This window comes from Microcoleus sp. OTE_8_concoct_300, from assembly GCF_031383065.1.
Taxonomy (GTDB): domain Bacteria; phylum Cyanobacteriota; class Cyanobacteriia; order Cyanobacteriales; family Microcoleaceae; genus Microcoleus.
On sequence record NZ_JANMZH010000396.1, the window covers coordinates 1 to 9,758 of the forward strand.

A 9,758-nucleotide genomic window follows, 5' to 3' on the forward strand; every position below is an offset into this window, starting at 1 on the left:
GTATCAAATTTGCCGCCTGCAGAGACAAATACTCAAAATCCAGGAACGGTATCAAATTTGCCGACCGCACCGCCAAATACTCAAAATCCAGGAACGGTATCAAATTTGCCGACCGCACCGCCAAATACTCAAAATCCAGGAACGGTATCAAATTTGCCGACCGCACCGACAAATACTCAAAATCCAGGAACGGTATCAAATTTGCCGACCGCACCGACAAATACTCAAAATCAAGCAGCGGTATCAAATTTGCCGACCGCACCGACAAATACTCAAAATCAAGCAGCGGTATCAAATTTGCCGCCCGCACCGACAAATACTCAAAATCAAGCAGCGGTATCAAATTTGCCGCCCGCACCGACAAATACTAAAAATCCAGGAACGGTATCAAGTTTGCCGACCGCACCGACAAATACTAAAAATCCAGGAACGGTATCAAGTTTGCCGACCGCACCGACAAATACTAAAAATCCAGGAACGGTATCAAATTTGCCGATCGCACAGACAATTACTCAAAATCAAGGGCGGGGATCAAATTCGCCGATCGCACAGACAAATACTAAAAATCCAGGAACGGTATTAAATTTGCCGATCGCACAGACAAATACTAAAAATCCAGGAACGGTATTAAATTTGCCGATCGCACAGACAATTACTCAAAATCAAGGGCCGGTATTAAATTTGCCGATCGCACAGACAATTACTCAAAATCAAGGGCCGGTATTAAATTTGCCGATCGCACCGACAAATACTCAAAATCAAGGGCGGGGATCAAATTCGCCGATCACACCGACAAATACTCAAAATCAAGGGCGGGGATCAAATTCGCCGATCGCACCGACAAAGACTCAAAATCAAGCAGCAGTATCAAATTCGCCGATCGCACCGACAAATACTCAAAATCAAGCAGCAGTATCAAATTTGCAGGCCGCACCGACAAATACTCAAAATCAAGCAGCAGTATCAAATTTGCAGGCCGCACAGACAAATACTCAAAATCAAGCAGCAGTATCAAATTTGCAGGCCGCACAGACAAATACTCAAAATCAAGGTTCGGTATCAAATTTGCAGTACACACAGACAAATACTCAAAATCAAGGGGCGGTATCAAATTTGCAGTCCGCACAGACAAATACTCAAAATCAAGCAGCGGTATCAAATTTGACGGACGCACAGACAAATAATCAAAATCTAGCAGCGGTATCAAATTTTAAGGCCGCACAGACAAAGACTCTAAATCAAGGTCCGGTTTCAAATCCGCCGATCGCACCGACAAATACTCAAAATCAAGGGCCGGTATCAAATTTGCAGGCCGCACAGACAAATACTCAAAATCAAGCAGCGGTATCAAATTTGCGGACCGCACAGACAAATACTCAAAATCAAGGGCCGGTATCAAATTTGCCGATCGCACAGACAAATACTCAAAATCAAGCAGCGGTATCAAATTGGTCGATCGCAGAGACAATTAATCAAAATCTAGCCGGATTATCAAATTTGCAGACCGCACAGACAAATACTCAAAATCCAGCGCCAGTATCAAATTTGCAGGCGGCACAGACAAATACTCAAAATCAAGCACCAGTATCAAATTTGCCGCGGGGACAGACAAATACTCAAAATCAAGCGGTTGCGCCTGCTGCAGCGCGAATAAATCTCGGACCGATACCGACACAGGATCTGGCACCAAACCTGCCACCCAGCACAAATCCTTTATTCTCCCCCAGCTTGCAACCGCAAAACCAGATATCTAATTCCTTGCAACAGGGCAATTCACCTGTGGCGTCTCCGAATGCTGAGTCTTCCAACTTGCCATCTAACGTCACAGCAGCTATTTTTCGGGTAGAGGATAGATTGAGCAGGGAGTTTTCCGATTACCTAAATTTGTCGCCATCAACAACTGTGCTCGGCACCCTAGAAGATGCCCAAAATACCCTTCGCAGGGTCCAACAAGCCACAGGCATCAAACCAGCTCTCATCTATATCAGCTTTGTACCCAAGGGTTCTACACTTCCTCGGTCTTACAGAAGTGGGCCCCTCTTGAAGGTAGAACAGGAACTTCAAGCCTCTGACGAACTGGAACTGATGGTGATCGCGCCGGATTTCGCGCCGGTTCGCCACCGCATCCCTGGAACCTCTCGCGCCCAGATAATGGAAGCTATTGAGAAATTTCACGCGGAAGTGACTAATCCGGTAAAGCGCAATACTAAAAGTTATTTGCCCGTGGCTCAGCAGCTCTACCAGTGGATAGTAGCGCCCCTTGAAGCAGAGCTGCAAGCCCAAGGTATTCAGAATTTATCTTTTATCTCAGATATGGGGTTGCGATCGATACCCATGGCAGCCCTGCACGACGGCAAAGGCTTTTTGATAGAGCGTTACAGTGTTGGTTCAATGCCGAGTCTCAGTTTGACAGATACCCGCCCCGTCAATTTCAAAAATACCCAAGTTCTGGCAATGGGGGCGTCGCAATTTGCAAATATGAGTCCTTTGCCTGCAGTGGAAACAGAAGTAGCGACAATCACGCCGCAGCAGTGGCCGGGCAAGTCTTTCTTGAACGAAGCTTTCACCCTGGCCAATTTGAAATCGCAGCCCCAGCAGCAGTCTTATGGGATGATTCACTTGGCTACTCACGCCCAATTTCGATCGGGAGAACCCAGCGAATCCTTTATTCAGTTGTGGGATACTAAATTGCGTTTAGATCAGTTGCGGCAAATGGGATGGCAAAACCCGCAAGTTGAAATGTTAGTTTTGAGTGCTTGCAGGACTGCTGTGGGCGATCGAGAGGCCGAGTTGGGCTTTGGCGGGTTAGCCGTGCAAGCCGGGGTTAAATCCGCTCTGGCGACTCTCTGGTATGTCAGCGACGAGGGCAGTTTGGCATTGATGGCGGAGTTTTACGCGCAGTTAAAAACTGCTCCGATTAAAACAGAAGCACTGCGGCAAGCGCAATTAGCGATGTTGCGCCGAGACGTGCGAATTGAAGGGGGGATGCTGCACACTTCTTTTGGCAATCTGCCGCTACCTCCGCAATTGGCAAACCAGGGGACTCAGAATTTCTCTCATCCTTATTATTGGTCTGGTTTTAGAATGATTGGCAATCCTTGGTGAAAACAGAGGACTTACGCAGAACCTCTATCTGTAGGGTGTGCAGTGCGCACCTTACAGATACGCAATCCTTGGTAACAAGATTTGTTTTAGTCGATCGATATAGCGATCCTCGCATCATTTGTGAATTTCTTACTCCCTCCCCGAACTCGCGGGGAGGGCTGGGGTGGGGTAAAAAATTTATGACTCATTTAGGATTGCTATAGTATTAATCTATTTACGGTCAGCCGAATATGGTAGCGACGCAGCCCGGACGCTGTAGTGAGAACTGTTGCCGAAATAATCACTGTCTTCTTTTAACAGCCTGATGGTGGGGGTAGAACCAATAAAAGAAGCCGGTGCATATTGAGATCTTTGTGTCTCCAAATAAGGTTTTATATCATGTCCGGTCGAGAGACCGCGATTTTTGTAGGGGAGGGTTCGCCAACAATACCTGCCAATAATTGACCATCTCAAAAACCCGCCCCGACCGGAATATTATGGTTAATCGATCGGATATGATATTAGAGTCTCATCAGGGTGCCACTATGTCATGTTATCCCTTCCAATGCGACAGTGATGCAGGCGATCAGTCTGATAGCGATCGCTCAAAACCGTTGCGCCTTAACCAACACGATCTATTGACGCCTTTTCAGCGCAAACTCTTGCAAAAAAGTCTAGAAAGCAACTTACCCGAACTGTACCGCCAGCGTATCCAAATTATGTTGCTGGCTGCGGAGGATAAAACTCAAACCCAAATCTGTGAAATTTTGGGATGTTCTCAAGGAACGGCGCGCCATTGGATTTTAATGGTACAGGCTGGTCAAGCTCACAACTGGAATGATAGCCCGATTGGCCGGCCTAAAACCGTAAATGACCAGTACCTAGAACGCCTGAAAGAACTGGCTAGCAATAGCCCGCAGGATTACGGCTACTCGTTCCGGCGCTGGACAGGACAATGGTTAAGCAAGCATCTCGCTAAAGAATTCGGGATTGAACTGAGCGATCGCCACATCAATCGCTTGCTCAAAGATATGGGTCTATCCACGCGACCAAAAGCCGTGCCCATACAGAATACCACAGCCCAGGGAAAAAACCGCCTGGCGATCGGCGATCTCACAGAAATCTCTGTCTGGGAGTCGTCGGAATTTTTGCCTTTCAATCCCATTCGTTGAGAGTACAACTATGATTCTGAATCAATCTGATCTATTGATTTCTAATGAGCTACTCGAAACAACATTTGGGCAATCATTTCTCGACAAAGAAATAAGTGAAATACGCCAAAAAATCCAAGTTATAGAGCCTCCGCCACTAAAACAATTTTGGAATTCGCAAAACGCTCAAGGTGGCATTTACATTATTGTTACAGGAAAAGTGCGGTTAACCTGCAGTCAGAATGATAAACCCCTTTCCTTGAAAGCAGGCGAATCATTTGGTGAGCTAACATTGTTTCCAGAAGAGTCATTTGAATCTTACTCAGCAAAAGCTACAAGAAATGTACTAAAACTCTATTTTATTTCGGGAGATAACTTTTTAAAACTAAGTCGCAAATATCCTAAAATTCGAGAGCATCTTCATCACCAGGCAGTTCTGCGAGATTCCCTACTCACAGGAACTGAGACTACCTTAGCAAACGAAAACAAGAGTCAAAAAAACGCAGCTTTTCTGGATTATACATTACCAATCGAACCAAAAAACCAGAAAAAGATTAGTAAAGCTTACTTTCCCAGTCCCACATTGCAAGTGGGTCACTTGTGGCAGGGCATTACCCGCCGTTATCCCTTTTTTGCACAACAAAGTGCATCTGACTGTGGTGCTGCTTCCTTAGTAATGGTTGCTAGCTATTGGGGCAAGCGCTTTAGCGTTAATCGACTTCGGGATATGGCTAATGTCGATCGCAATGGTGCTTCTTTACGAGGTTTATCAGCAGCAGCAGAAAGTATCGGATTTTCTACCCGACCCGTGAAAGCCAGTTTAGACCAATTGGCAAAACAAAATCTACCTGCGATCGCCCATTGGGAAGGTAAGCACTACGTCGTAGTCTACGAAATCACCCGGAAGCACGTCATCGTAGGAGATCCAGCGATCGGTCAATCCACCCTTACTCACTCTCAATTTAAAGCTGGTTGGACTGGCTATACTTTGTTATTGCAACCCACAGTTTTAATTAAAGATGCCCAAGAATACAGTACCCCATTTTGGCAAATTTTTGAGTTAGCTAAACCGCACGGTCTTGTCTTGTTTGAAGTTTTTATAGCTTCCGTATTTATCCAAATTTTTGGATTGATTACGCCACTATTCACTCAAATAATTTTGGACAATGTAGTCAAACGCCAAAGTCAGTTGACTTTAGCTGCATTTGGAATGGGGTTGCTAATTTTTAGCTTGTTCCGAGTTGCCATGACCGGACTGCGGCAATATTTGCTAGACCAAACAGCCAATCGAGTAGATTTAGCGCTAATTGTTGGTTTTATCAGACATACCTTTCGTTTGCCTCTCAGCTTCTTTGAGTCGCGCTATGTTGGGGACATCATTTCCCGTGTTCAAGAAAACCATAAAATTCAACGCTTCCTTACTGGTGAAGCTTTATCTATACTACTGGATTTACTAACAGTTTTCATCTATGTAGGACTAATGTTATGGTATAGTTGGAAAATGGCCCTACTGGCCTTGCTAATTATTCCCCCCTTTGTTTTATTGGCTTTAATTGCTACCCCTTTCTTGCAAAAAACTTCCAGGGAAATATTTAATTCTTTGGTAGGGGAAAGCAGCTATCTAATTGAAGCACTCACGGGGGTTCGCACTGTTAAATCTTTAGCTGTTGAGCAAACTGTCCGCTGGCATTGGGAAGAACTACTCAATAAATCAGTGAAAAGCAACTTTGCCGGACAGGTGATTGGGAATAGACTCCAGATATTCAGTGGTGCGATCGAGGCTGTGGTAACAACAGGTTTGTTGTGGTTTGGTGCGGGGCAGGTAATTCAAGGTGAACTTACACCGGGACAATTAGTTGCTTTTAATATGTTGCTGGGTAATGTTATTCGCCCGTTTCAGCGATTGACAGTGCTGTGGAATCAAGTGCAGGAAGTGGTAATTGCGATCGAGCGCATCCATGATGTAATCGAAACGGAACCAGAGGAAGATTTACAGCAACAATCTCGGCAAACTTTACCGCCAATTAAAGGTAATATTTTCTTTGATAAAGTCACTTTTCGCTATCACCCAGAAAGCGAGGTTAATGTTTTAGAGAATCTTTGTCTTGAAGTAAAAGCAGGGCAAACTGTAGCCTTAGTTGGTCGTAGTGGTTCTGGAAAAACAACCATTTCTAAACTAATTTTAGGACTTTATCCTGCTACGGATGGAAAAATTTTAATTGATGGTCAAGATATAAACAGTATCTTGTTACGATCGCTGCGTTCTCAAATAGGTGTAGTTGACCAAGATACCTTTTTATTTGGCGGTACAATTCGAGAAAATATTGGCATCGGACAACCATCAGCTAACCTAGAAGAAATTATGGAAGCAGCGCGACAAGCTGGGGCAGATTCGTTTATTAAAAAGCTACCTATGGGGTACGAAACCCAAATAGGAGAAGGTGGAGGAATGTTATCTGGAGGACAGCGACAAAGAATTGCGATCGCTCGTGCTTTATTAGGGAATCCTCAACTGTTAGTTTTCGATGAAGCTACAAGTCACCTCGATGCTGAATCCGAGCGAATTATTCAGAATAATCTCACCAATATTCGCAAAAACCGCACCACCATAATTATCGCTCATCGCCTCTCAACAGTGCGTAATGCTGACTTAATTTTGGTATTGGATAAAGGCGTTTTGGTGGAAAAAGGAACTCACGAAGAGTTGATGGCTAAACGCGGGCAGTATTTTTATCTCAATCACCAACAACTGGATGTTGCAGCGTGAAAGATAGCCAAACACAAAAGTTACCCAACTTTTCCTTACATATAGCAATCCTAAATGATTATACTCGTTACCAGGCTCTGCCTGGTAATGCATATCCGGAGGCTCTGCCTCCATAGTCTGGGCCGAGGCAGAGCCTCGCTTACATCGGTTCCCAGGCTCTTCCTGGAAGTTAACCAGTTATTGAAACTGATTTAGGATTGCTATAGTCTGAAAACCACTATTAACTCTTGTCAAATATGCCTAACTCATCAAACTCATTTCCTCGTTCTGAGCTTAACTCCCACGAATTAGAAACTTTATCGACTGAAAAAGAGTTTCCTAACTCTACGAATGACCAAGTTATTTATACTGATGATTGGTCTTATGCTACCAAAGAATTACTCGATACTTTGCCCAAAACTTGGACGCGAGGCTTACTGTATTTTTTGGTAGTTTTTGTAGGTATCGTTTTACCTTGGTCAATGCTTTACAAGGTGGATGAAACAGGTTCTGCTAGAGGAAGGCTTGAACTTAAGGGGAATACCGTTAAGCGAGAAGCAGATATTCAAGGTAGCGTTGCAGTGGTTAAAGTGCGCGTCAAAGAAGGGGATGAGGTAAAAGCTAACCAGATTTTAGTAGAACTGGACTCTAAATCAATTCGTGATGAGATTCAACAAAATCAAATTAAGTTAGAAGGGCAAATAAATCGGCTTAGCCAATTAGAAATCCAGAAAAATCAGTTTGGGGTTGCTATTGCTGCTCAACAGCAACAAAGTAAAGTTCAAGAATTGGAAAAACAAACACAAGTCGCTCAAGCAGAGCAGAATTTTGATACCCTCAAAACTGCTTACAACTTTCAAAAAGAAGAGAAAATCGCACAATTGGCACAAGCACAGCAGAGTTTTGATGCTTTGAAAGCGACTTACAACTTCCAAAAAGAAGAAAAACTTGCACAAGTTGCTCAAGCAAGGAAAAGCATTGAATCTAGCAAAGCTGCTTATAATTTAGCAGCAGTTCGTTTGGGGAAAGCTCAGGAAAAACTCCAACGCTATAAAATAATTTTTGATGCCGGTGCGATTTCAAAAGACCGACTTGAAGAAATAGTACAATCGGTAGAAGAAAACTATCAACAACGCCGACAAGCGCAATCAGATATTTCCCAAACAGAATCTCGTTTAACAGAACAACAAGGTAGTTATGAGAAGATTATTCACCAAGCTGAGTCTGAGATTAAACAAGCTGAACTGCGTCTAAAAGAGCAGCAGGGTAACTACCAGAGAATTATTCGCCAGGCTCAATCTGATATTGAGCAAGGTAAGCTGCGTTTGGAAGAACAAAAACGCAGTTATCAAAGCTTGGTTCAATCGGGAACAATAGCTGTCTCAAAAATCGAACAGCAGCTTACTGATTTAAACACGCAAATTGCTGGTGTTCAATCAGAAATCGAACAAACAAAAAATCAGATTAGTTCTCTTAAAGAGCAGCTAAAGAAATATTTGATACGTTCTGATTTTGATGGGACTATTTTTTCGCTTCCTATTACCCGAGAAGGTGCAGTAGTACAACCTAAACAATTGATTGCTGAGATTGCAAGAAAGGGTACTGCCCTGGTTTTCAAGGGACAGATTCTTACTTCCGAAAGCGAGTCTTTACGCTCAGGTAATCAAGCAAAAGATGCCAATCTAAAATTTGATGAATATCCTTTCCAGGATTACGAAGTTGTGAAAGGCAAATTGAGTTGGGTATCCCCCAACTCTAAGATTACGGAAACAGCGCAAGGGAATGTAACTACTTATGATGTGGAAATTGAGTTATCTCAGAGTTGTCTTCAGCCAAAGAGTAAGTGTATTCCTTTTAAATCGGGTCAACCAGCTACGGCTGAAATAATTATCCGTCAGCGTCGCCTGATTGACTTTATTCTTGACCCGTTTAAGAAGTTACAAAAAGGCGATTTAAAGCTGTAATTCAGCGGGTAATCTACCCATTATTGAATCAAATTTACCTTTTAGGAGAATGTCATGTCACAAGCTATTACTATTTCGGCTCAAGATATCCTTCAGCAAGTGAAGTTATCCTGCCAAATTCCTTCTATTGTGGAGCAAATTGTTACTCGGAAGGTAGTAAAGGATGCGGCAGCGGAGGCGGGTATCAAAGTGGAGGCGGAAGAATTACAGCAAGCTGCTGATCAAATGCGGTTAATCAGCAAACTGAAGACTGCTGATGAAACCTGGGAATGGTTGAAGAAAAATTGCCTGTCTTTAGATGATTTTGAGGAAATGGTTTATACAAGTGTGATGTCTGGAAAATTGGTACAACATCTGTTTGGTAACAAGATTGAGCCTTGGTTTGTGGAACATCAATTAGATTATGCTGGTGCTGTGATTTATGAAGTGGTGCTAGATGATGAAGATTTGGCGATGGAACTGTTTTATGCTTTGCAAGAGGGAGAGATGAGTTTTTTTGAAATTGCTCAACAATATATTCAGGATACTGAGTTACGTCGTCGTGGGGGATATCGGGGAATTGTGCGGCGCACAGAGATGAAGCCGGAGATTTCTGCTGCTGTTTTTGCTGCTAAACCGCAGCAAGTTCTAAAGCCTATTGTAACGGCTAAGGGAGTACATTTGATTTTGGTCGAGGAAGTGGTTAAGCCACAATTGGATAATACGTTACGGCATCAGATTGGTTCAGATTTATTTTCTGAATGGATTAAGCAACAGTTTAATCGAGTGGAAATTGTTACGGACATCTAGAACAATCTAAAACTCTCTTATCTA

6 protein-coding genes are annotated in these 9,758 nt (G+C 43.4%); all 6 read left to right on the top strand.

The genetic code is table 11. The features are described from left to right. Window positions 1-373: 373 nt before the first annotated feature. The gene (locus ACUVJL_RS18080) at window positions 374-583 is read left to right on the top strand and encodes a hypothetical protein (protein ID WP_445247130.1); all 210 of its coding nucleotides are present in this window, start codon (window positions 374-376) and stop codon (window positions 581-583) included. Window positions 584-2,151: 1,568 nt separating this feature from the next. Beyond that, window positions 2,152-3,105 (top strand): CHAT domain-containing protein, encoded by a 954-nt coding sequence (locus ACUVJL_RS18085; RefSeq protein WP_445247131.1) that lies wholly within the window; start codon window positions 2,152-2,154, stop codon window positions 3,103-3,105. 524 nt (window positions 3,106-3,629) lie between these two features. Beyond that, a complete protein-coding gene (locus tag ACUVJL_RS18090) occupies window positions 3,630-4,256 on the top strand; it encodes a helix-turn-helix domain-containing protein (RefSeq protein ID WP_445247126.1) in 627 nt (208 codons plus the stop codon). A 10-nt stretch (window positions 4,257-4,266) separates the two neighbouring features. Further along, window positions 4,267-7,002 (top strand): ABC transporter transmembrane domain-containing protein, encoded by a 2,736-nt coding sequence (locus tag ACUVJL_RS18095; protein ID WP_445247127.1) that lies wholly within the window; start codon window positions 4,267-4,269, stop codon window positions 7,000-7,002. 236 nt (window positions 7,003-7,238) lie between these two features. Then, window positions 7,239-8,945 (top strand): HlyD family efflux transporter periplasmic adaptor subunit, encoded by a 1,707-nt coding sequence (locus ACUVJL_RS18100; protein WP_445247128.1) that lies wholly within the window; start codon window positions 7,239-7,241, stop codon window positions 8,943-8,945. Between the two features lie 54 nt (window positions 8,946-8,999). After that, window positions 9,000-9,734: a peptidylprolyl isomerase gene (locus ACUVJL_RS18105; RefSeq protein WP_445247129.1), complete on the top strand. Its 735-nt coding sequence runs from the start codon at window positions 9,000-9,002 to the stop codon at window positions 9,732-9,734. Window positions 9,735-9,758: the final 24 nt, after the last annotated feature.

Excerpts from the sequence above, each read along its gene's own strand:
- ACUVJL_RS18085 (WP_445247131.1), top strand. The coding sequence starts at position 2,152 with ATGGAAGCTATTGAGAAATTTCACGCGGAAGTGACTAATCCGGTAAAG.
- ACUVJL_RS18090 (WP_445247126.1), top strand. The coding sequence starts at position 3,630 with ATGTCATGTTATCCCTTCCAATGCGACAGTGATGCAGGCGATCAGTCT.
- ACUVJL_RS18095 (WP_445247127.1), top strand. The coding sequence starts at position 4,267 with ATGATTCTGAATCAATCTGATCTATTGATTTCTAATGAGCTACTCGAA.
- ACUVJL_RS18100 (WP_445247128.1), top strand. The coding sequence starts at position 7,239 with ATGCCTAACTCATCAAACTCATTTCCTCGTTCTGAGCTTAACTCCCAC.
- ACUVJL_RS18105 (WP_445247129.1), top strand. The coding sequence starts at position 9,000 with ATGTCACAAGCTATTACTATTTCGGCTCAAGATATCCTTCAGCAAGTG.